The following is a 23,126-nucleotide window of genomic DNA, read 5'->3' as shown; positions in this document are numbered from 1 at the left end:
CTAATTCTCTTCAAAAAAATCGTTATCAATTTCTTTAACTTCATAAACTGTTTTGACTTGAACTCCAACATTATATTGATGCATTAAGTCAACCAACTTTGCTCCATCAATTAAAATTATAGAATGGTGAGCTTCTCTTGCTTTTTTAATTGCCGAATCGTCAAATGTGGAAGTTGTAATAAAAACTCCTTTACTAGTGTCACCACTCATGGCACCTATAAAATTTCTTATGTCCTTTTCTCTTACCTTATTTTCATTATAGCGTTTTGCTTGGGTGTAAATTTTTTCAAGCCCTAATTTGTCTTCATTTATTATTCCGTCAATACCCCCATCATTTGATTTAGTAGTTTCAACGAAATCTCCATAACCCATTTTCTTCAGTAATATAAGTATGACCTTCTCAAAATAATAAGGATCAATTTCTTTAAGTCTTTCCAGAAGATTGGTTTTTACTTCTGTTTCAATTGAAGAAAATCCCGAATCAATTAAATCTTGAGGTGAGGCATTTTCTACGTTGACAGCGTCCAGTTCAATTTCGTTTTCTTTTTCGCTTATTACAGACTCTCGGTGATTTATAAAATCTTTATCATTTTGAAGGTCATGCAATGGTAAATTACCTTTTGCTAGTCTAGACTTACCTTTTTCGGTTATTTGAACAAATCCCCGTTGAGGATAGGAAACAAATTTGGCCATCTTCAAATATGATTTGCCCCATAGGATTCTATCAAGTAGAACATTAGCGCCAGAACTAGTCTTTTGATTAAGTAGTTCTACTGGTAAATAAGAATAATAAGTATCACGTACCCTTGATGCTAATTCACGGCTTTTTAGTGAATCGACGGAGTTTAGAATTTCTAGTATAGGAATAAAGGTTTCATGATATTTTGGTAGTTCCATATTCAAAACTTATCAAAGTGGATTACAACTCTAAGTAATAATCGATTTTATATACTTGCACCTAAGATAACCAAATCATTATTAGAAATAGGATTACAGGTTTATGGGTAGCGGTTTTTGACGATGGTTTGACACAAATCGATTATCGATGATTCTTTAAGAGGTTGGCATTTCGCCTCCCTTCGGCTATCTCTCGACTCCCTTCGGCTACGCTCAGGGCAAGCTTCTCGGGACAAGCTTCTATTAGACCTTTTTTGTCGTTTCGACTCCGCTCAACGTCCAAAAGGTTCAAAAAAAAACTCCAACATCGCTGTTGGAGTTTTACACTTTAATTTTCCTTGGGGGGGTCCATCTTAAAGTCGTTCATAAAGGCTGTGGTATAGTTGCCCGCCAAATAATCCGGATGGTCCATTAATTGCCTATGGAAGGGTATCGTGGTCTTTATCCCCTCGATCACAAACTCGTCCAAGGCCCTTTTCATCTTGTTGATCGCTTCTTCCCGCGTCTGTGCCGTGGTAATCAACTTGGCGATCATGGAATCGTAATTGGGCGGTATGCTATAGCCACTGTATACGTGAGTATCCATCCGTACGCCATGGCCTCCAGGGATATGCAGAGTGGTAATCTTGCCCGGTGACGGCCTAAAATTGTTGTACGGGTCCTCTGCATTGATCCTGCATTCTATGGAGTGCAATTTTGGGAAATAGTTCTTTCCGGAAATAGGTACCCCGGCCGCTACCAAAATCTGCTCACGAATCAAATCGTAATCGATTACCTGCTCCGTAATGGGGTGCTCCACCTGTATACGGGTGTTCATCTCCATAAAGTAGAATTTACGGTGTTTGTCCACCAAAAACTCTACCGTACCTGCCCCTTCGTATTTGATATATTCCGCTGCCTTTACGGCCGCTTTTCCCATTTCGTCACGGAGTTTGTCCGTCATAAAAGGGGATGGGGTTTCCTCCGTCAATTTTTGATGGCGACGCTGTACGGAACAATCACGTTCGGACAAGTGACAGGCCTTGCCATATTGGTCGCCCACCACTTGGATTTCAATATGTCTAGGCTCCTCGATCAGCTTTTCCATATACATCCCTCCGTTCCCAAAAGCTGCCGTGGCCTCTTTTACCGCACTTTCAAAGTGGGCCTCCATTTCTTCCTCGCTCCAAACGGCACGCATTCCTTTTCCACCACCTCCAGCAGTGGCTTTGATCATGACGGGATAGCCCATTTTCTTGGCGGTCTTCTTGGCATCGGCCAAATCTTTCAATAATCCGTCCGATCCGGGTACACAGGGAACCCCAGCGGCCTTCATGGTCGCCTTGGCCGTGGCCTTGTCGCCCATACGGTCTATCTGCTCCGCGGAGGCCCCAATGAACTTGATATCGTGCTCTGCACATATCTTGGAGAACTTGGAGTTTTCCGAAAGGAAACCATAACCGGGATGAATCGCGTCCGCATTGGTGATTTCGGCCGCCGCAATGATATTCGGTATTTTCAAATAGGATTCGCTACTGGGTGCTGGTCCAATACAAACGGCCTCGTCCGCAAAACGTACGTGAAGGCTTTCTTCATCGGCCTTACTGTACACCGCTACCGTTTTTATACCCATTTCCTTACAGGTACGGATAACGCGCAGCGCAATTTCTCCCCTATTTGCAATCAATATTTTTTTAAACATGTCTTGATCTTTTAGTGAACGTCTTACATCATATCCATTGGGCAAGTGCCCAATGTACCGGTCCAATACCGATTTATGCTGGATCTACCAAGAACAATGGTTGATCAAACTCCACTGGTGAGGAGTCATCTACCAATACCTTAACAATGGTACCTGATACTTCAGACTCTATGTCGTTGAACAACTTCATGGCTTCGATCACACAAAGTACGTCACCGGCGGAAATCTTGTCACCTACCTCTACAAAGGCCGGTTTGTCCGGTGATGGCTTTCTGTAGAAGGTTCCAATAATGGGCGACTTGATCGTAATGTATTTGGAATCGTCCTTTTTGGTGTCAGCTTCCTTGGCGGGTGTTGCCGGGGAAGCAGGTACCTCTTGTTGTACCGGAGCGGCGGCAGGCGCTACGGGCGCTTGGGCCATAGGTATGGATTGTACAAATGTGGTCTCGCCACTACCGGGGCCACCTGTACGGATGGTGATTTTGATGTCATCCGTTTCCAATTTTACTTCACTAGCTCCAGATTTTGCTACGAACTTGATAAGGCTTTGAATTTCTTTAATATCCATAGTTGTAAATATATGTTAGTTTGGTCTTCCAATTAATAGGCCCACTTCAAATAAATGGATCCCCATGTAAATCCGCCCCCAAAGGCGGCAAAAACTAAATTATCTCCTTTTTTTAATTTGTCCTCGTAATCGCTTAACAGCAAGGGCAAGGTAGCCGATGTGGTGTTGCCATACCGCTGAATGTTCATCAATACCTTGGATTGGTCCAATCCCATGCGGTTGGCCGTGGCATCGATGATGCGTTTATTGGCCTGATGCGGTACCAACCAAGATACATCGGTATCGGCAAGGTCGTTGCGTTTCATGATACGTTCCGCTACATCCGCCATGTTGGAGACCGCAAATTTAAATACGGTCTTCCCGTCTTGAAATATAAAATGTTTTCTATCCTTTACGGTCTGTTCCGTTGCCGGCATTAGGGAACCACCCCCTTCCATGCCCAAAAACTGACGGCCAGAGCCATCGGCCCTAAGATATTCGTCCTTTAGTCCCAAGCCCTCGGTATTGGGTTCGAACAATACGGCACCGGCGCCGTCCCCAAAGATGATACAGGTGGTACGATCCGTGTAATCGATAATGGAGGACATCTTATCGGCCCCTATCAACAATACTTTTTTATACCTGCCGGATTCAATATAACGGGCCGCGGTGGACATCCCGAACAAAAAGCTTGAACATGCCGCCAAAAGATCGTAGGCAAAAGCGTTTTTGGCACCAATTTCCGAAGCTACAAAGGCAGCCGTGGAGGCGACCATACTATCCGGTGTGGCCGTTGCTACAATGACCAAATCTATTTCAGCCGGGTCCAAGTTTTTCTTTTCAAGGATTTGTTTGGCCGCTTGAATGGCCAAATACGAAGAGCCTTCCCCTTCCTCTTTCTTTAATATGCGTCGTTCCTTTATTCCGGTTCTGGTAGTAATCCACTCGTCATTGGTCTCTACCATTTCTTCCAACATTTTATTGGTGAGGATAAATTGGGGAACATAGCCTCCCACAGCGGTTATGGCTGCTGTAATTTTGGTCATATTTCAATTGCTTTCGTGTGAAAAACTTTCAAAAACACGTCAAAAGTTGTGAAAATTAGTGATTTTCGCCGACTTTTTGTGGCAAAACAACCTGTTTTTGAAAAAAATCATGGGTTTAATCCCAGTTCGATTCTTAAATACCTGTAAACCGATTATCCTAGTAAACTGTAGGATTATGGCTAAAAAAAACTCCCGCTTCATACGAAGTGGGAGTCGATAATCCGTTTATAAAAGGTGCATTATGCCTCTACTTCCTCTGCTTTGTCTATCAAAACCTGGCCTCTGTAGTACAGTTTACCTTCGTGCCAGTGGGCCCTGTGGTACAAATGCATCTCTCCAGTTGTAGAATCTGTAGCCAATGTAGGTGCAACCGCTTTGTAATGTGTTCTTCTCTTGTCTCTCCTAGTTTTGGATGTTTTTCTTTTAGGATGTGCCATTTGTAACCTTATTTATCCGTTAATAGTTTTTTTAATTCGTCCCAACGGGGATCGTTTTTTTCGTTGTCGTTATTCTTATCCTTTGGCTGAAGTTCCTGAAGTCGCTCCAAGGCTTCCGATTTTAATGTACCGTCCGCGATACCCGGGTGTACCCTCTTCTGGGGCACGGCCAAGATTATCAGCTCGTAAATGTACTGTGCCACGTTGACCTGATGCTCCCCGTGGGGCAAAATGAGGATTTCATCATCATTATCGTCATATTCCTCACCAAACTTTACCACCAACTCCAAATGTCCCTCAATGGGCTGGTCATAAGGTTCGCTGGTAATATCGCAGTCTACATTGACCGTTCCGTCCGCTTCAAAATCAAGTTCCAACATGGTACTTGTTTTGTTCAAAACAACGGTGAGGTCAACAGCCACTTCATTAAATTCGTCGTAACCAAAAGATTCAAAGAACTTTTTGTCGATTTCATACTTAAAGTCGTGCTTTCCCTGTTTCAACCCTGAAAAAGGAATATTGAACTCCTTTTGCTTCATCACGTACAACTCTTAATATTAAATCCTTACCTTAAAAGGCGGGTGCAAAGATACTATTATTTTGATAACGGGCAATAGTTATCAACTATTTATCTTTATAACTTTTTGGAGGCCAAAAACTAACGTTCGCGCTTAATGCGCTGCTTTTTCAAAACATTTTCGGTAAGTTCCAAGTACTCCGTTCTGTTCCTAAAAATCTTGATGGCCATGAACACGGCTTCCTTAAAAGAGCTGTGGTCCGCTTTGCCCTGACCGGCGATTTCATAGGCCGTACCATGATCGGGGGAAGTGCGAACCTTGCTAAGTCCCGCCGTAAAATTGACCCCCCTTCCAAAGGAGAGCGTCTTAAAAGGAATGAGGCCTTGGTCGTGATAAGCGGCCAAAACAGCATCAAAGTTTTTGTAGTTGTCCGACCCAAAAAAGCTATCGGCTGAATAGGGCCCAAAGACCAAATGCCCGTTATTTGTCATTTCATTTATGACGGGTCTCAATACCTCATCGTCTTCCTTTCCAATGACCCCATTATCACCACTATGCGGATTGATGCCCAACAGTGCGATTTTAGGTTTCCGGATGCCAAAATCCATTTTTAGGGATTTCTCGATCGTATTCACCTTATCGCGAATCAATCTGGGTATGATGGCAGATGATACGTCCTTGACCGCTACATGGTCTGTCAACAATCCTATTTTAAGGTCGTCCGTTACCATGAACATAAGACTTTCACCTTCCAGTTCCTGGGCCAGATAATCCGTATGCCCGGGAAACTTAAAATCTTCGGCCTGAATGTTATTTTTATTGATCGGGGCGGTAACCAAAACATCTATCTCGCCATTTTTCAGCGCAGCAACCGCAGCTTTTAAAGATTGTAGGGCAAAATCGCCCGCTTCCTTAGTGGCCTGTCCAAACTGTATTTCAGGTACTTGTTTCCAAACGTTGACAATATTCAGTTTTCCGTCCACCGCCTTGGAAGCCTCCTGCACGCCATTGAACGGAATGGAAATTCCCAAAGCCTTTTGCTGGCCAGAAATGGTTTTGTTGGAAGCAAAAATGACGGGAGTACAAAAATCGAGCATGCGGCTGTCCTCAAAAGTCTTTAGGACCACTTCACACCCTATTCCGTTTAAATCACCGATGGATATCCCTAACTTTATGTTCCCGTTTTCCTCCATTATATCTGTATCTTTGTAAGCTATTTTAGGATTCAAAATTACTTAAATAAAACGACACATGTTTACCGGAATCATCGAAACATTGGGTACCGTTGCCCAATTGGAATCCAAGGGCGGCAACTTGGATATTAGGGTCTCTTCCAGCATTACCTCTGAATTAAAAATAGATCAAAGTGTAGCCCATAATGGGGTATGTTTGACCGTGGTGAAAATCTCCGGGGAAACCTATACGGTGACCGCTATTGCAGAGACCTTAAAAAAAACCAATTTAGGTGATTTGCAAGTTGGGGATTCCGTAAACCTGGAACGCGCCATGATCATGGGGTCTCGGTTGGACGGCCATATCGTCCAAGGACATGTGGACCAAACTGGCGTTTGCACAAACATCCAAGAAGAAAACGGGAGTTGGATATTCTCCTTTGAATACGATACCGCTACCGGAAATCCTACTATTGAAAAGGGTTCCATTACCGTTGATGGTACGAGTCTCACCGTAGTGAATTCAGGAAAAAACACCTTTGATGTTGCGATTATTCCCTACACCTACGAGCATACCCGATTCAATACTTACAAAGTGGGTACAGTGGTAAATCTTGAGTTCGACGTAATTGGGAAGTACGTGGCGAAATTGATGCACCAACCGAAGTAGTAGGATTTGTTAAGGAAGCCTGGAAATCCCTGTTTCACACATTAGATTTTTACCTCATACTTGCTCAGCACCTCCAATGTGGTAAATTTGAGCGCATTCATATGGGTCGCCTCCAATATAACTTTAGGTGCTACCCCGGCCTTTTCCGCCTGTAACCAGCGTGAAATGCACAAACACCACTTGTCTCCAACTTGAAGTCCTGGGAAATTCCATTGGGGTATTGGAGTTGACAGATCGTTTCCTTTTGATTTGGTAAATTCCAGGAATTCCTCACTCATTACAGCACATACCACGTGGGTTCCAACGTCTTCGCCACCTGTTTTACAAAATCCGTCCCTATAAAAACCGGTCATAGGATCAAAGCAACAGGAACATAGCTCGGTTCCCAAAACATTCTTTACTTTTTTATCCATTCGTTATAATAATCCACCAATTGGTGAGGGTATTTAAACTCCTTACGGCGGATTTTTTCGGCCAAGGGAGGGCAATCCTGAAAAAATTGTATCAATCGTTGCCGTTTTAAGCCAAATATGCCTTGGTCTGCACGTACAAGTTCATGATTGCTTTCTTTCTTAAGGTAGGCAATATCCAACACCATTTCTTCCCCTTGCTCTTGCAATTCATACTTGTAAAGTGAAACCGGCCCTTCTGATACCACACGTAAAAATGTGGCTTCCCCATCCAGAAGAAAAGACCTGTAAACAGAATCGCCTTTTCGATAGGATAGTATTTTATTTGGGGAAAAACGTTTCTTACGCCCCTTACCGCTGAATTTAATTTTATCATGTATGCCACCAAAGGGGCCTGTTCTTCGATCACTTATTTTACCGTACAAGGTATCTCCTACCTTAATAATGACATAGCCCGGGCGATAATTTTCCTGTGCCTTTATCTGATGGACATTAACAAAAACAAGGCATAGCAATACCACGGAGTATTTAAAGTGCCCAAGGAGTTTTATGATCATACCTTTATAAAAATCTTCCTTTGGTAGAGGATATATCCTAAAAGAGCATAAAACGCCAGTACGGTAAGTCCGTATAATAAGGAGGACATTTCAAGGGAAATGGCATCGTGGACGTAAATCTTTTGAAACAACCATCCATGGAGGGAAGTTTCGTCTACCTGAATTTGACCCATCACTTTCGCAATGAAACTGGAAAGAAAATAGATGATAATGGCATTGGCCCCGGCATATCTAAAAATACTGCCAAACTTGATTTGTTTAACATCGGTCAAATAATAGATCAATGCCAAAATCAAATTGGCCCAACCTGCGGTGACCAGCACAAAACTACTGGTCCATAAGGCTTTGTTTATTGGGAAAACCAAATCCCATAAATGACCAATAATCAACAAACTTCCGCCAATACCCATTAAAATAGTGGCTTTTCTTTCCTGTTTCGAAATCAGGATCATCCCTGTAAAAATTCCCAATAAGGAACTTACAATTGATGGGATTGTACTTAATAGTCCTTCTGGGTCATAATCCGGTTTGTAATTATGTGAACCAAAAACCTGTACATCCAGCCAATTTGCAAAATTGTTGGGCGCACGCTCCAAAGTAGAGGCAAGACCTTCAACGGGTATCAAGGTCATCATCAGCCAATAACCGATCAATAGTGCAATGGCAATGCCCATTAAAGTTTTCCATTTAAAGTTGATGAACAGAATGGAAGTAAAAAAGAAGACTACGCCAATTCGCTGTAGTACGCCGGGAAAACGGATGTTCTCCCATGCCTTGAAAAATGGAAATTTAATCAAGAAGGCACCAAGAAATAATCCCAGTCCAATTAGTTTTAAGGTCCGGACGATGATCTTCTTGTACGTGTTGGAATTCACTTCCTTGTTTTTATAGGAAAAAACGATAGAGGTCCCAACGATAAACAGAAAGAAAGGAAATACCAAATCAGTTGGGGTATAGCCGTGCCATTGAGCATGCAAAAATGGAGCATATACATTGGACCACGTTCCCGGGGTATTCACCAGGACCATCAATAAGATAGTCGCTCCCCTAAAAATATCGACCGAAAGAATTCTATTTTTCATTTCCCCGGTTTAAAGGATATTGTCTTTCATCCTATTCCATGCCTTTATCAAAAGGAAACCCGTAACCAAGGCAACTCCCGTTAAGATGAGGGCACTAGGAGTCCTACCATAGATCCAATATCCGGTGGCGAACATAATAGAATAGATTAAGGCGATGCCCAACAGCATAGCGGTAATACCTTGCGGAACGCTCCATTTTTCACCAGCTTTCACTATTTCCACGTTTTCAGCTTTGGATTTGGAAACCACTTTCTTCCAACCTGGTCCACCCGGTTGTATTTTCTTGTAAAAAGACCGTAAGGTAGCATCGGATTCAGGGGGTGTCAAAAAGGTGACCAAAAGCCAGATAGCTGTGGTGACCACTACTATAAAAGGGTAGTTGGCCCATTCTGGGAATATACCTGTTTCGGGTGCGAAAAACATATCGCCCAAACTGGTTTTCGCCAACAAAATGACCAAAATTCCAGAGGCGAACATGGCCGTAATCTCACTCCATGCATTGATACGCCACCAAAACCATCGAAGGATAAAAACGAGCCCCGTTCCTGCACCAAACTGAATCAAAAGATCAAACACTTCAAAAGCGTTTTGAAGGGTCAATGCAAAAAGGGCACTTACTACCATTAAGACTACCGTAGAAATTCTTCCAACGGCCACCATTTGCTTTTCGGTAGCATCGGGATTTATCTGTCGTTTGTAAAAGTCAAAAACGATATAGGAGGAACCCCAATTCAACTGTGTGGAAATGGTACTCATATAGGCCGCGATCAACGATGCCAAAACCACGCCCAAAAGACCACTTGGTAGTTTGGTCAGCATAGCGGAATAGGCCAGGTCATGGCCCAGTTTGCTTTCGTCCATGTTGGGAAATGCCTCCGCAATACTCGCAATATCGGGATATACCACCAAGGATGCCAGGGCCACCAAAATCCAGGGCCAAGGGCGTAAGGCATAATGCATGATATTAAAAAAGAAAGTTGCTCCTATGGCATGGTTTTCATCCTTGGCCGCCAACATTCTTTGGGCAATGTACCCACCACCACCGGGTTCAGCACCAGGATACCAAGAACTCCACCACTGCACGGCAATGGGTATTATGAACAGGGTAATCAGGACTTGGGTATTATCAAAATCCGGTAGGATATTCAGCTTGTCCACTACGTTTTCGTTCTGCATCAAAGCAGCCACCCCTCCAACTTCTGGTATGTTCACCAAATAATAGGCTGCTCCAATAGCACCGGACATGGCAACGAAAAATAGGAGAAAATCGGTATAAACCACACCCTTAAATCCTCCAAGGGCACTGAATATTACGGTAATCAAGCCTGCGCCCACAACGGTTTCCCAAGGTTCCAGTCCTAGCATGATACCGCCGATCTTAATGGCCGCCAAGGTCACGGAGGCCATAGTGATGATATTGAACAGCGCGCCAAGATAGATGGCCCTGAACTTTCGTAAAAAGCTTGCAGGTTTCCCTCCATACCGCATTTCATAAAATTCCAAATCAGTATTTACATTGGATTTACGCCATAATTTGGCATACACAAAAACCGTAAGCATTCCCGTAATCAGGAAACACCACCAGACCCAGTTTCCCGAAACACCGTTGGTACGGACGATGTCCGTAACCAGGTTTGGGGTATCTGTTGAAAAGGTCGTGGCTACCATGGACAAACCAAGTAACCACCAAGGCATGGTCCGCCCAGAAAGAAAAAACTCCGAGGAATCCTTTCCTGATTTCTTTGAAACATAAATTCCTATTCCTAAAACGATAGAGAAGAAGACCACTATAAAACTGTAGTCGAGGGTGCTTAATTCCATAGTTTGGTTGTTAGTTAGCTACTAAAGATAAAATAATTTAAGATACTTTTGTGATTTGCCCGATAAACCATGGAAATCTCTTTAACGTCTTGGATTTTGGCCACGCTTGCCGCCTTTGTAATAGGCATGTCCAAGGCAGGGATTAAGGGAATCGCGGTCATCAATGTTACCTTTATGGCCTTGGCTTTTGGGGCCAAGGAATCCACGGGTATGGTAGTACCGCTCCTTATTTTGGCCGATATTTTCGCGGTCATCTACTACAACCGGCATACCCAATGGAGTTATGTCTTCAAGGTATTGCCATGGATGGTATTTGGACTGCTTATTGGGGTTATATTAGGTAAGGACCTTCCCGAAAACCTGTTTAGGATTGGCATGGCGATCATTATCATCATCACCGTAATTATGATGTATTGGTGGGATCGGAAAAAAGTGAAGACGGTTCCCACCCATTGGACCTTTTCAGGCACTATTGGCACCCTGGCCGGTATCACCACCATGGTAGGGAATTTGGCGGGAGCCTTTTCCAATATTTATTTTTTGGCGATGCGCCTGCCCAAAAATCATTTTATAGGGACGGCAGCTTGGTTGTTTTTGATCGTTAATGTTTTAAAGTTGCCCTTTCACTTTTTTGTCTGGAAAACCATTACGTGGGAATCCCTGATACTCAATGTAAAACTTTTGCCCGGCATATTCCTGGGTTTCTTTGTTGGGATTCGCATTATTAAATTGATCAATGAGGAGTTTTTCCGTAAAATGATTTTGGTGCTTACCGCACTAGGGGCGCTCTTAATTATGGTGGGATAGAATATAGAAAATCCAATTATAAAATTCCAAACCCCAAATTCAAGATTACATAAATCAAATCGGAATTCAGCTATAAAAAAGCCTGTCGAAATATCGACAGGCCTTTAAAGTTAATTTTTATAGTGTTGCCTATTCTGATGCTCCCTCGTACAAGGCATTGAAAATAAGCTTATAGGTGCCCCTGGGTTGCGCACGGAATTGGGGCCTGAATGCGAACAAAATTACATTGCCGTCACCATAGCCTACTTTCACCATGGCCGGTTTTTTAGCGATGTATTTTTCCTCGCCCATGGCCCAACCGCTCATCAACAGGTTCTTGGATGCATAGGTCGCTATTACCTCAACATTTGGGGCTGGGGCATCGGCAATTTTTTCCTCGCCACCTTCTCCTTTTTTACTTTGCTTGTCTATGGTAAACGCCCTGCTTTTATTAAAGGAAACGGACACCGTATCCTGCATGCCGAATGCCAAGGGGTGTTTGGTGTCTATGCTTGTTTTAATCAAAGATCCGGGAATAAAGAAATCCTTACTGTCCGCACCTGCTGTAGCGTCCTTAAGCGGTAATCCAAACTGTTCGATGACATAATTGCTCGCTTCGTCAAAGGCCAACAAGGTGCCCCCGTTCTTTACATATTTACTAAGAGCGACCGTGCCTTCCAAACCGATACCGCCCGTAAACTTTTCCGGCATTTCCAAATTGGAATGTCCGTGTAAAATAGAACCAGGTCTTTGAGAAGGAATGATCAGCGCGTCATATTGGGATAGGTCGGCTGTTTGGATATCCCTATCGTGTAAGGTATCCATTTCAAATTCATATTCATCCATAACAAATCGTGTCCAACCCTCATCCATGTTGGCTACCCATGATTTGTAAAGTCCGATTTTAGGTAGGTGGATTTTTGTCAATCCGATTTCCGGTTTTTCAGAAATCCCGATAACTTCCAGACCATACTTTGCAGCCATTTCCTCAACCGATGCAGTTCCTCCCGAGACAATATACGATCCTGCCGGCAAGGTCGCTTTACCAATCTTTAATTCCTCCTTGGTCTTATAGGCCGTGCCCCCGGCTTTTAATATTTTGTTGGTGGCCACAACAGAGGCATTACTGTTTGCACTGAACGCAAAACCAAAGGAACCCTTACCATCCACATCGCCCTCCTTATAAGTTGCCCTATCGGCTACTTTTTCCGTGGAAGCTTCAAAAGAATCCTTGATTTTGTCCACGGTCACACCCATTTGCATGGGCAAAGTCCAACCTGCCAAATCGTATGGGGTGTCCGGTGGTCCACCTGGATATTGGAAGCGGGTAGGGTAGTTTTGTTTTTCCATCAAGTCCAACAAATAAGGCCTAAAGGCCTGTCCCCCGTAAATAATATACGAGCCCTTTTCATATTTCTTATCGCCGATGGTAAAATTTTTGGTAGCCTTTTGGATTTCAATCCCACCCTTAAGTAGGACGTTCACCAAGTTGACCGCTTCAAAATGATCCCATTGGTCGGTTCCAATGACATAGGCATAAGGGCCTTCTGTCTTGGCCTTTTCAATGGCCGAAGCACCCATTTTATAGATGTTGTATAGATAATTGCTTTTTCTGTCCGCAGCTAAGTCCAGCGTGGCCCAAGTAGCCGTCAACATATAATCTACGGCATCCCTAAAGTGGGACTCCCCACCCTTCCAAGGGTCTGGATACATGATGTCCGTGCCATCGGTAGGGGTTGTTCCCGCAACGGTTTTGGGTAATTTTTCTGGGTCGTAAAACCTAGGCGTAGGGGTGGTATGGCCGGTTTCGGTTAAAATACCGATCATATTGTGATAATATGGAACGGTTCTACCTCCTCCGTTCCAGAACATCGTGTAGAAATTATCTGCGATGGCACCTGGCATGTTTTCCAAGGAGAAACGTTTGGACATGGCCGAACCCACTTCACTTACCCCTGCGGTTACGGCAGGATGGATCTTTGGGTTTACCGGGTCCGCATAGGGCGGAATGGAAATCTTCGTCCATGAAGGGGAAGATTGGTGGTGGTTGTACACAATCTGTGGATACCATTCATTGTAAAGGATTTTGGTCACATTATAGGTTTCCGGCATGGTGTTCATGAACCAATCCCTATTGTTGTCATGACCCATATAATAATGGTATAGAATGGGAGGACGTGAGGTTTCATACGGTGTGCCCATATTCTTTCTATACCAATCAACGACAATATCCAATCCATCAGGATTCATTACGGGCATTAAAATGGTGACGACGTTCTCCCTGATTTTTTTCATTTCCGTAGTTTCTGAGGTAGCCAAGGTATAAGCCAGCTCTGAGGTCATTTGACCATGGGCCAGTTCCGTGGAATGCATACCTCCATCGACCCAAACAACCGCTTTGCCTGATTCCGACAACTGCAAGGCTTCTTCATCAGAAACGCTTACTCGGGCCAGTTTTGCACTGATATCCTTCCACTTGTCCAGGGAAGCCAGGTTCTCTTCGCTCGAAATAAATAGGATGTACATTTTTCTACCTAAGACGGTGGTACCTATTTCCTGCATTTTTACCCTATTGGAGGCAGCCGCCAATTTCCCCAGATAATCCTCTATTTGGGCATAATCTGCCAATTTATAATCGTCACCGACCCTAAAACCATAAACATCCTTGGGGGAAGGAACATTTTGTGCCATGGTCTGAAAAAGACATGACAGTATCACTACTGCGGTCATAATCATGACCTTGTACCCTGTTGATTTTGAACTCATTTTTTGAATTAGTTTGATTTTGAGTCAGGAATTTAAGCATTCCTTTGGAAGTATTAAAACCGAAACGCTTGGTTTGCCCTTGTTCTCCCCACTTTTTCCAAATTGGCAATTGAACATTGCGGTTTTTATCGATTTATATATAAAGAAAAACCCAAGTTTCATAAGAATCTGGGTTTGGCAAAAAGCTTTTTAAATGATTACAAAACCTTTGTCTTGCCTGGTGTCGGGATTTCGTAGAATCCATCCGCTTTTGGTAGTACCGGTGGTGGGGTATCCCAGGTCATGTCATCGGGCACCAGTTGGAGCGTGGATTGCATGGCATCCTCCCACTTGATAACCTCTCCACTGTAGGTGGCCATACGGCCCATAATGGCCGTTAGGGTACTTTTTGCACCATATTCGGCATTATTAAGTTCGGTATTTTCACGAATCGCCTTGAACAATCTATTATGTTCTTCCTGATAGGGATTATGCCCAGATGTGTTTTCAAACCTCCCTATTTCGTTCCCTTCCAGATCATATAAAAAGGCAGCAGCAGCATCGTTGGTGCTTACAAAGCCCTTGGTGCCCTGAAATTGTTCCGCTACCCTATTGTAGGTGCCGGGCTGATGCCTGCACTGACTTGAAATGACAGCACCGCTGGGATAGGTAAATTCTACGAAGTGATGGTCAAAGATTTCCCCATGGTCCTTCCCCGTGCGGACTTGCCTACCGCCCATACCCTGCGCCGAAACAGGGAATTCATCCAAAAACCAGTTGGCCACATCGATATTGTGAATGTGCTGCTCCAAAATATGATCCCCACAGAGCCAATTAAAATAGTACCAGTTGCGCATTTGGTACTCCAGCTCCGTATATTCCGGTTTTCTTGGCCGTACCCATACCCCGGCACTGTTCCAATACACCTGTCCTCCCACTAACTTACCAACCGCGCCTTTTTTAATTTCCTCCAATGCGGCCAAATAGTTTTCCTGGTACCTGCGCTGCAGCCCTACTACCACTTTTAGGTTTTTGTCCTTGGCTTCCCGAGCATACTTTAGTACTTTTTGAATGCCGGGAACATCAGTAGCTACCGGTTTTTCCATAAATACATGCTTCCCATTTTCTATAGCATAGGCAAAATGGGCGGGACGAAAGCCTGGAGGGGTTGCCAGAATGACAACATCAGCGAGGTCAATGGCCTTTTTATAGCCATCGAATCCTACAAATTTGTTTTTCTCCTGTACACTGAACTTACCGGTATCCTTGTACTTCTCATAAAGGTTGTTGTAACTTTCGGTGAGCCTGTCCTCAAAAGCATCGGCCATGGCCACTAGCTCAATATTTTCATCTGCCTGAAGTGCTTGGTTCGCTGCACCGGAACCTCTTCCGCCGCATCCTACCAAGGCTACTTTTAATTTCTTTTCATTGAAAATATTGAACATTCCCTTTGATTCAAGTGAAGGGGTCAATACCAATCCTGCCGAAGCCATGGTACTCCTTTTTACAAAATCCCTGCGTGTATTTTTCATATGTATAATTTTATGTGTTGTTAATCAATTGCTATCCAAAAAGTATTGTCTTCCTTTATTTCAGGGGTTTCCACCGGTCGGACGATTCTAAACCCTACAAAGGCCGCATCCGTATTCCACCATTTACTTTGGGGAAATTGGGGATCCCGTACCTTCCAGACCAAATCGGACCCCATACGGACCGTTGAGCCTAATTCTTTGGCCGTATCCTTATAAGATCCTCCACGAACCACGGTTGGATAGGGTTTTGTAATAGGGTGAAATACCTGTTCCTTTTGATAGGCATCCTCAACATATTGGTCCAAGGTCCACTCGGCCACATTGCCATACATGTCATAGAGGCCCCATGGGTTGGGTTTCTTTTGTCCCACTTCGTGGTAGCTCTCCCCACTATTTTCATCGAACCATGCGTACTCCTCTAGATTTCCGTCATCCTCAAAAAAATAGGGTCCAGCACTTCCGGCCCTTGCGGCATATTCCCATTCGGCCTCTGTAGGCAATCGGTAATATACCCCGGTCAAAGCAGTAAGCCATTTACAGAACTGTGATGCGCCTAGCACGGTTACATTTGCCACTGGCAAGGAACCTTCGGAACCCATGCCCAATCCCATATCCACATAGGGAATCGTTGCTCCGGTAACGGCATCTATTTGTATATTTTCATGTTTTATGGCATTTATATCCAATTCCCGTTTTAAGAACTCGCGGTAGAGCTCCCAGGTAACCTCCTTGGAAGACATCCAAAAACCATCGACAGAAACCTTCCTTTGTGGATACGCATCTTTGTCTTCGGGATTCTTACTTCCCATTTGGAACGAACCGGAAGGTATCGCTACCATTTCAATTTCCAATTCACTTCCAGGCAGCCTCTGCGTATAGGCTTTTGGCTCTTGGTCCAAAGACACCCATAGTATCATGACCATCATAAGGGTTGTGATTTTCATATTTGAAGCTCCTTCCGAAGTTGGTACCTAGTAAATATATGAAATCATACTAATTCTTAATCACCAAAGAAATGTCCCATTTATAAAACCAACATTCGTCATCCATTTTCCTGCCATAGGGGTTCGGTAACAAATGTTACTGCACAGCTTGTTTCCCCAATCTAATTTTGTCCAAAATATATTACAACAATGAAATACCTACTAGGATATATTATTCTTTTCTCCTGCTATTTTGGGATGGGTCAAAATACCACACCCATTACGAAGGAAGAAGTGATGACAAAAGTAAAAGATGGCAATAACACCCTTAAAATAGCCATGCAGGAGGCCCTTGCCGCCAAAGGGGATTACTTGCAGACCAATGCAGTTTTATTGCCGAACATAAGCGTTTCCCATACAGGAATTGCCACTACAAATCCCCTGATGGCCTTTGGTTCCAAATTGAACCAGCAGATCCTTACGGCGGCCGACTTCGATCCAACCTTATTGAACGACCCCAGGCAAATAGAGGACTATGCCACTAGGGTAGAAGTACAACAGCCCTTGATCAACCTGGACGGTATGTTTCAACGAAAGGCTGCCAAGGCGAAGTGGACGGCTACCGAATTACAATCCGAACGAACCCAGGACTATATCCTACTAGAGGTAGAAAAAGCCTATATGCAACTGCAACTTGCCTATAAAACAGTGGACGTGTTGGAAAAAGCGAAGGAAACCGCTATGGAAAACCAGCGTATTGCGGAAAACAGCTTTGCCCAGGGATACCTGCAAAAGTCGGACGTATTGGCCGTTCAAGTACGGGTCACGGAAATAGACAACCAATTGCACTATGCCCAGAGCAATATTCTCAATGCCAGCAACTATTTGTCGGTTCTTATGAACGAGACCGGTACTGCTGTGCTGAAACCGACGGACTCGCTCTCCGTATCCTATTCGGACATCGATGCGGTATCGCTTTCCGAAAACCGAAAGGATATTTTGGCCCTAGGTTCCGCTACGGAGGCCTACAAACAAATGCACAAGGCGGATCAAATGTCCTTTCTGCCCAGATTGAATGCCTTTGGTACCTACGAAATGCATGACGATGAAGTCTTTCAGGGCGATGCCGATGGATATTTGTTCGGGGCGGAACTTAAATGGAACCTTTTTGAAGGAAGCAAACGCTTTGGAAAATCACAGAAAAGCAAGGCCGAATACGACAAGGCCAAACTACAATTGGAACAGTACAAATCTGAAAGTGCGCTGGAACTGAACAGGGCAAAACGAAATTTGGAGAATGCCCAGAATAAGTTAAGGCTTACCAAATTGGCCTTGGAACAGTCCCAAGAATCGTTACGAATCCGTACGAACCGATTTGAACAGGGCTTGGAAAAAACGACCGACCTGTTAATGGCCGAAACCCAATATTCCCAAAAAACACTGGAGTACTATATGACCATTTTTGAACACAACTATGCCTTGGCATATATACAGTTCCTTACAAAAATTTAATAATCAATACAGGTTCAACGTAAGACCAAATACAATAAGAAACATGAAAAATAAACTTTATATATCAGTAATGGCTTTGGCGGCCCTCACCATATTTGCCAGTTGCGGAAACGACCAAAAAACAACTGCGGCAACCAAAGGTGCTGCCATTTCGGTTACCACAAGTACCGTAACACAAAACAGTAATGATCCTTTTCTTACCGTAAGTGGTAAGGTAGAAGCTTCCAAGAGTGCGAACATCAGTACCCGAATGATGGGGTATGTGGACAAAATATATGTGCAGGTAGGTGAAAAAGTATCAAACGGACAGCTCCTATTGAGCGTGAACAATGCGGATGTATCGGCCAAATTGGCCCAAGTGAATGCCGGTATTGCAGAGGCAGACGCCGCCTTCAACAATGCCGAAAAAGACTATAACCGGTTTACCGCCCTTTTTAAAGAGAACAGTGCTTCCCAAAAGGAACTGGATGACGTTACTGCACATTATACTATGGCGAAGGCCCGGTTGGAGTCGGTCATACAAATGAAGAACGAGGTCAATGCACAAATGGGCTATGCAAATATACGTGCCCCATTTAGCGGCGTGGTGACCAATAAATTTATCAATGCCGGGGATATGACAAACCCTGGGATGCCCTTATTGGAAGTAGAAGCCCCAGGCACCTATCAAGTGTTAGCCATGGTTCCGGAATCCGAAATCACTGAAATAAAAAATGATACCCCTGTAAACGTCCTTATCAAATCCCTGGAGCAAAATGTAAAGGGTAAAGTGACCGAAGTAAGTTCCTCCTCTAAAAATACTGGAGGTCAATATTTGGTAAAGGTGGTTTTGGGAAAAACCGACATTCCTATACTATCCGGAATGTATGCCACCGTACAGTTCCCTGTTGCCAAAAAAACAAACAATGCCGCGATTATGATACCTACGGATGTCTTGGTGACGAACGGAAGTCTCACCGGTGTGTATACCGTTAGTGAAAGTAATACGGCCCTCTTGCGATGGTTGCGATTGGGACGCACTTTTGGCGATCAGGTAGAGGTGTTGTCCGGTCTTACGCAGGATGAAAAATACATAGTTTCCGCGGAAGGAAAACTGTACAACGGAGCAACATTGGATATACAGTAAAAGGAAACGCGTTAGGGATTGCAGTGGTTACCCCGCACCTGCCTTGGCAGGGAGGAGTATGAACGGAAAGCCCGCCCACCTGCCCCATTGGCAGGTGAAAACGCCCCACTAATAAAAAATAAAATGAAGGAAGGTTTAGCTGGCAAGATTGCCAAAATGTTCATAGGTAGTAAGTTAACGGTGCTCCTGATGATCGTATTCATGGTCATTGGGGTCTATAGCTCGTTTTTGATCCCACGGGAGGAAGAACCACAGATCGATGTGCCCATGGCCGATATTTTTGTGGGATACCCGGGTGCGAGCCCGACCGAAGTTGAGTCCAGGGTCATAAAACCCTTGGAGCAACTCATCAGTAACATTAAGGGGGTGGAATATGTGTATTCCACATCCATGAAGGAACAGGGGATGGTCATCGTACAATTCTACGTGGGCGAAGATATTGAGCGCTCTTTCGTAAAATTATACAACGAGATCAACAAGCACATGGACCAGATGCCACAGGGGGTGACCTTTCCCTTGGTAAAGACCCGTGCCATAGACGATGTCCCCATGTTGGGATTGACCCTCTGGAGCGAAAACTATAGCGGCTATCAATTGGGGCAAATGGCCCAGGAGCTGGAAGCGGAAATCAAAAAAGTCAACGATGTGGCGGTTACCCATAAAATTGGGGGGCAAAACCGACAATTACGCGTGGTTCTGGACAAGGACAAATTGGCCGCCAGTGGGCTGGATTTTCTAAGTGTTTCCGAAATGATAAAAGGCAACAACGCCCAACTAAATTCGGGTAGTTTTGACCGAAACGATACCGAATTTTTAGTGAGTACCGGAAAGTTCTTGGAATCCACTACCGATGTGGAAAATTTGGTCGTGGGCGTACAACAAAATAGACCGGTCTACCTCAAACAGGTGGCAGAAATCATCGATGGTCCCGAGATACCCCAAAATTACGTGAGCCTTGGATTTGGCCAGGCCAGTGAAAAAGCTTCGGAATATACCTCCGAATATCCTGCCGTTACGGTTTCCGTAGCAAAGAGAAAGGGCGCGGATGCCATGAAAATAGCAGAGGTAATCATAGATAAAGTGGACCATTTAAGAACTACCTTGATCCCCGATGATGTACATGTGGAAATCACCCGAAACTACGGGGAAACGGCTTCCCATAAGGTGTCTGAACTCCTGTTGCACCTCATAGGGTCCATTATTGCTGTTACCTTTGTGGTGATGCTGGCCATGGGATGGCGCGGAGGCCTGGTCGTGTTCCTTTCGGTGCCCATTACGTTCGCCTTGACCTTGTTGAGCTACTACATGCTGGATTATACCTTGAACCGAATCACCCTTTTCGCCTTGGTGTTCGTAACAGGTATCGTGGTGGACGACTCCATCATCATAGCGGAGAATATGCACCGACATTTTAAGATGAAACGGCTACCCTTTAAACAGGCCGCCCTATATGCCATTAATGAAGTTGGTAACCCAACCATTTTGGCAACCTTCACAGTAATCGCATCCGTATTGCCCATGGCCTTTGTATCCGGTTTGATGGGGCCCTACATGGCCCCAATGCCCATTGGCGCATCCATCGCCATGATCTTGTCGCTCTTTGTGGCCCTGACCATCACCCCGTATTTGGGATATATTTTCCTGCGGGAAAAGGACAAAAAGGAAACTGTGAAGAAAGAGGAAAAACCGTTGGAGGATACCTTAATCTATAAATTCTATGACAAGTTTGAGCGCCCCTTGATCGAGCACAAGGGAAAACGTTGGATATTCCTTGGTTTGACCTTCTTCTTGCTCATTGGTTCTATGTTGCTGTTCTTTACAAAATCGGTAGCGGTAAAAATGTTGCCTTTTGACAACAAGAACGAATTTCAGGTGGTCATCGATATGCCAGAAGGTACTACCTTGGAACGTACCGGAGTGGTAGCCCAGGAAATTTCCCAATACCTGGCCACCAGGCCGGAAGTGGTCAACTATCAAAATTATGTGGGCACTTCCGCTCCCATTACTTTCAACGGTTTGGTACGGCACTACGATCTTCGTGGCGGTAGCAATATGGCGGATATACAGGTAAACCTTATCGACAAGGGCGAACGTAGTGCACAAAGTCATGATATAGCAAAATTACTTAGGTCTGAAATTCAGCGCATCGCCTCAAAATACAAGGCCAATGTAAAAGTGGTAGAGGTGCCGCCTGGACCCCCGGTACTTTCAACCATTGTAGCCGAAGTATATGGCCCTGATTACGATACGCAAATGGAAATTGCGGACAATGTTCAGGATATCCTTAAAAACACCCAGGATGTGGTGGATATCGATTGGATGGTAGAAGTGGATCAAACGGAATATCAGTTCACCATTGATAGGGAAAAGGCCATGTTATACGGCGTAGCTCCCCAGCAGATCGCTTACACCATGAACATGGCGTTGAGCAATAGGCCCATTGCCAATCTATACGATGAAAATGCCATACAGCAAGTGGGATTGGTTTTGGCCTTGGATGAAAAAGAGAAATCCACCGTGACGGACATTGCCCAATTAAAGGTAAAATCAAATCAAGGAAATATGGTGTCCATTTCAGATTTAGTGGACATACAACCGGTCACCAGCGCCAAGAGTATTTACAGAAAGAACCAAAAACGCGTGGTATACGTCATGGCGGATATGGCAGGGGAGTTGGAGAGTCCGGCCTACGCCATTTTGGGGATGGAAGAGAAGTTGAAGGAAATACCGTTGCCAATGGGATATACTATGAATGAAATGTACTTGGGCCAACCAGAGTATGAAGACGATTATTCGGTGAAGTGGGACGGCGAATGGCAGATTACCTTGGAAGTTTTCCGTGATTTGGGCATAGCCTTTATTGGCGCCATTATCCTCATCTATATATTGATCGTGGGATGGTTCCAGAACTTTAAAGCACCCGTGGTCATGATGGTGGCCATTCCATTGTCCTTGATCGGAATTATTTTAGGACACTGGCTGATGGGCGCTTTCTTTACGGCCACCTCCTTTATTGGGATGATTGCCTTGGCAGGTATCATGGTTAGAAACTCGGTCTTGCTGATCGATTTTATCAACCTACGTTTGGCCGAAGGAGTGCCCCTGAAGCAGGCGGCCATTGAAGCTGGGGCCGTTCGTACTACGCCCATCCTATTGACAGCAGGAACCGTGGTTATCGGGGCATTTGTCATCCTTTTTGACCCTATTTTCCAAGGTCTGGCCATCTCCCTCATGGGAGGAACCATTGTCTCTACCGTGTTGACATTACTGGTAGTTCCCTTGGTATATTATATGATCGAAAGAAAAAATCATCCGGAGCAACCTTCGGAAACTGAACTAGAATAAAATTTTAGAAAGATGAAGCTTTTAATCGTCACCGTTGTGGAGGAGTTCGATACCGAAATCCTTCAAATGTTTAAAAAAGCAAATATCGATAGCTATAGCGGCTCCGATATTGATGGCTATAAAAATGTTGCGCCCATGGTACGCGCCGCTAGTTGGTTCCCCAGTGAAAAAGGCGGGGTGGAGTCCAGTCTTTTCTTCTCCTTTACGGAGGATGAAAATATCGACCAGCTTTTCGGCCTCATTGAGGAATTCAACAGCAAAATGGAAACCAATAACCCTATCAAAGCGGTTGTGGTACCCATTGAAAAATCAATTTAAA

At 44.3% G+C, this 23,126-nt stretch carries 20 protein-coding genes; 6 read left to right on the top strand and 14 right to left on the bottom strand.

Translation table 11 applies throughout. The annotated features are described in order from the left end of the window. From DZC72_RS05950 to pdxA, 7 genes are all read right to left on the bottom strand, one after another. Entirely contained in the window at positions 1-897 is an 897-nt protein-coding gene (locus DZC72_RS05950; protein ID WP_125221940.1) for a restriction endonuclease, read from the bottom strand. Positions 898-1,225: 328 nt separating this feature from the next. Beyond that, a complete protein-coding gene (accC, locus tag DZC72_RS05945; RefSeq protein WP_125221939.1) occupies positions 1,226-2,578 on the bottom strand; it encodes an acetyl-CoA carboxylase biotin carboxylase subunit in 1,353 nt (450 codons plus the stop codon). 73 nt (positions 2,579-2,651) lie between these two features. Beyond that, positions 2,652-3,146, bottom strand: a complete 495-nt coding sequence (gene accB / locus DZC72_RS05940; RefSeq protein ID WP_125221938.1) for an acetyl-CoA carboxylase biotin carboxyl carrier protein — start codon at positions 3,144-3,146, stop codon at positions 2,652-2,654. A 32-nt stretch (positions 3,147-3,178) separates the two neighbouring features. Further along, positions 3,179-4,171 (bottom strand): beta-ketoacyl-ACP synthase III, encoded by a 993-nt coding sequence (locus DZC72_RS05935; RefSeq protein ID WP_125221937.1) that lies wholly within the window; start codon positions 4,169-4,171, stop codon positions 3,179-3,181. Between the two features lie 239 nt (positions 4,172-4,410). Then, positions 4,411-4,608, bottom strand: a complete 198-nt coding sequence (gene rpmF / locus DZC72_RS05930; protein ID WP_125221936.1) for a 50S ribosomal protein L32 — start codon at positions 4,606-4,608, stop codon at positions 4,411-4,413. An 8-nt stretch (positions 4,609-4,616) separates the two neighbouring features. After that, positions 4,617-5,147 carry a YceD family protein gene (locus DZC72_RS05925; protein ID WP_125221935.1) on the bottom strand — a complete coding sequence of 177 codons (531 nt, stop codon included), beginning with the start codon at positions 5,145-5,147 and terminating at the stop codon, positions 4,617-4,619. A gap of 119 nt (positions 5,148-5,266) precedes the next feature. Then, complete coding sequence (pdxA, locus tag DZC72_RS05920; protein ID WP_125222617.1) at positions 5,267-6,319, bottom strand: 4-hydroxythreonine-4-phosphate dehydrogenase PdxA; 1,053 nt, start codon at positions 6,317-6,319, stop codon at positions 5,267-5,269. Between the two features lie 58 nt (positions 6,320-6,377). Between pdxA and DZC72_RS05915 the strand changes: the two genes are divergently transcribed. Beyond that, entirely contained in the window at positions 6,378-6,968 is a 591-nt protein-coding gene (locus tag DZC72_RS05915) for a riboflavin synthase (RefSeq protein WP_125221934.1), read from the top strand. 41 nt (positions 6,969-7,009) lie between these two features. Here DZC72_RS05915 and DZC72_RS05910 read toward each other — a convergent pair whose 3' ends face one another. From DZC72_RS05910 to DZC72_RS05895, 4 genes are read right to left on the bottom strand one after another with little or no spacing between them, the layout of a single operon-like run. Then, positions 7,010-7,381 carry a DUF2237 family protein gene (locus tag DZC72_RS05910; RefSeq protein WP_125221933.1) on the bottom strand — a complete coding sequence of 124 codons (372 nt, stop codon included), beginning with the start codon at positions 7,379-7,381 and terminating at the stop codon, positions 7,010-7,012. Beyond that, a complete protein-coding gene (locus tag DZC72_RS05905) occupies positions 7,366-7,935 on the bottom strand; it encodes a hypothetical protein (RefSeq protein ID WP_125221932.1) in 570 nt (189 codons plus the stop codon). The genes DZC72_RS05910 and DZC72_RS05905 overlap by 16 nt, the downstream gene beginning before the upstream one ends. After that, a complete protein-coding gene (locus tag DZC72_RS05900) occupies positions 7,932-9,017 on the bottom strand; it encodes an acyltransferase family protein (protein ID WP_125221931.1) in 1,086 nt (361 codons plus the stop codon). Before DZC72_RS05900 ends, DZC72_RS05905 begins: the two co-directional genes overlap by 4 nt. A gap of 9 nt (positions 9,018-9,026) precedes the next feature. Further along, a complete protein-coding gene (locus DZC72_RS05895) occupies positions 9,027-10,838 on the bottom strand; it encodes a sodium:solute symporter family protein (protein ID WP_125221930.1) in 1,812 nt (603 codons plus the stop codon). Between the two features lie 69 nt (positions 10,839-10,907). Between DZC72_RS05895 and DZC72_RS05890 the strand changes: the two genes are divergently transcribed. Continuing rightward, the gene (locus DZC72_RS05890; RefSeq protein WP_125221929.1) at positions 10,908-11,645 is read left to right on the top strand and encodes a sulfite exporter TauE/SafE family protein; all 738 of its coding nucleotides are present in this window, start codon (positions 10,908-10,910) and stop codon (positions 11,643-11,645) included. A 129-nt stretch (positions 11,646-11,774) separates the two neighbouring features. Here DZC72_RS05890 and DZC72_RS05885 read toward each other — a convergent pair whose 3' ends face one another. The 3 genes from DZC72_RS05885 to DZC72_RS05875 form a co-directional block, all read right to left on the bottom strand. Continuing rightward, on the bottom strand, positions 11,775-14,390 hold the full coding sequence (locus DZC72_RS05885) for a M14 family metallopeptidase (protein ID WP_125221928.1): 2,616 nt from the start codon (positions 14,388-14,390) through the stop codon (positions 11,775-11,777). Positions 14,391-14,587: 197 nt separating this feature from the next. Beyond that, on the bottom strand, positions 14,588-15,901 hold the full coding sequence (locus DZC72_RS05880) for a Gfo/Idh/MocA family protein (protein WP_125221927.1): 1,314 nt from the start codon (positions 15,899-15,901) through the stop codon (positions 14,588-14,590). Between the two features lie 20 nt (positions 15,902-15,921). Next, positions 15,922-16,845, bottom strand: coding sequence for a formylglycine-generating enzyme family protein (locus tag DZC72_RS05875; protein WP_125221926.1), 924 nt, complete (start codon positions 16,843-16,845; stop codon positions 15,922-15,924). A gap of 189 nt (positions 16,846-17,034) precedes the next feature. Here DZC72_RS05875 and DZC72_RS05870 point away from each other — a divergent pair, with 189 nt between their 5' ends. From DZC72_RS05870 to DZC72_RS05855, 4 genes are all read left to right on the top strand, one after another. Beyond that, positions 17,035-18,336 carry a TolC family protein gene (locus DZC72_RS05870; RefSeq protein ID WP_125221925.1) on the top strand — a complete coding sequence of 434 codons (1,302 nt, stop codon included), beginning with the start codon at positions 17,035-17,037 and terminating at the stop codon, positions 18,334-18,336. A 43-nt stretch (positions 18,337-18,379) separates the two neighbouring features. Then, positions 18,380-19,462 carry an efflux RND transporter periplasmic adaptor subunit gene (locus DZC72_RS05865; protein ID WP_125221924.1) on the top strand — a complete coding sequence of 361 codons (1,083 nt, stop codon included), beginning with the start codon at positions 18,380-18,382 and terminating at the stop codon, positions 19,460-19,462. A 123-nt stretch (positions 19,463-19,585) separates the two neighbouring features. After that, positions 19,586-22,807: an efflux RND transporter permease subunit gene (locus DZC72_RS05860; protein WP_125221923.1), complete on the top strand. Its 3,222-nt coding sequence runs from the start codon at positions 19,586-19,588 to the stop codon at positions 22,805-22,807. Positions 22,808-22,819: 12 nt separating this feature from the next. Beyond that, positions 22,820-23,125: a hypothetical protein gene (locus DZC72_RS05855; RefSeq protein WP_125221922.1), complete on the top strand. Its 306-nt coding sequence runs from the start codon at positions 22,820-22,822 to the stop codon at positions 23,123-23,125. Position 23,126 lies beyond the last annotated feature (1 nt).

Source organism: Maribacter algicola (assembly GCF_003933245.1).
In the GTDB taxonomy this organism is placed as follows: Bacteria; Bacteroidota; Bacteroidia; order Flavobacteriales; family Flavobacteriaceae; genus Maribacter; species Maribacter algicola.
Note: the sequence above shows the minus strand (reverse complement) of the source record. Positions and strands in the feature narration are given on the sequence as shown.